A 1,008-nucleotide genomic window follows, 5' to 3' on the forward strand; every position below is an offset into this window, starting at 1 on the left:
AAGTGCTCAATTGAACTTAAATAGCTTACAATATTGGAACTATGTACCTAAATTTGTACTTGATGCAAATCCAAGAGTTATACAAAATTTGGCTGAAAATGGTGGTATTATCGATACTTGGATTGAAGGATCTGGAACTTCTGCAACTTTACCTACATATGATCCAGGAAATACTAAGGATTGGGTTTTTAATAGAAACGGTCGTTCAGTTCAAGTATTTACTGTTGTTGCTGGTATTACAAATGAGACAGCATCTTATAATATACAAATGATTGAAGATACTAGTGAATTCTCTGGTTTATTTCAATTAGTTGGATTTGGTGTAGATAATGGTAAATTTATGATTATAGATAATACTGTAGCACTAGACGCTAATAATGCCAAAGCTAAATATGCAATAGGAAATACTATTGCTGGAGCTAAAACAAGATTGAATACAGTACTACATCCAAATTTATTTAGAAAACGAATTCTTCTTGGTTCAATTAAATCTATTACAGCAGTAGCTGCTTATGGACAAATTGTATCTATTGATCAAGACGCTTATGTTCTAAGCCCTTCTGTAAATGTATTAAATAAAAGAGACCATACAGAGTGGACATTTGGTATTGCTGCTGATGCTATATCACCATTTGCTCTGGTAACTACTATTGTTAATGGAATACCAACAGCTATTAATTATAATTTAGCAATGAGAAATGATGATGATACCAAAGGATCGTTTTCAATACTAGATCCAGCTGGTACTGGTACTTATCATGGTAAATTTGGTGTTATTAATATAGTAGCAGCGGTAGGTGGTTCATTACCTTATATAATAATCAGAATCTTCGATACTGCTACTGCTGCTGAAAGTGCTTATAATGGAACAGTACCAAGTCCAACAGCAGATACTGTATATTATAAGAAAACTGAAATTGAAGAAAATTATAAAGTTATAGAAATTGCTGATCTTAAAAATGAATTAGTTACTTTAGATAAGGATAATATTTATTTAAATCATGAAGC

At 31.4% G+C, this 1,008-nt stretch carries 1 protein-coding gene; it reads left to right on the forward strand.

What is annotated here, in order from left to right; translation table 11 throughout:
• Nucleotides 1–1,008: hypothetical protein (locus tag KFW21_04810; GenBank protein MDK2818751.1), on the forward strand; the 1,008-nt coding region annotated here is incomplete at both ends.

This window comes from Spirochaetota bacterium, from assembly GCA_030154445.1.
Taxonomy (GTDB): domain Bacteria; phylum Spirochaetota; class Brevinematia; order Brevinematales; family Brevinemataceae; genus Brevinema_A.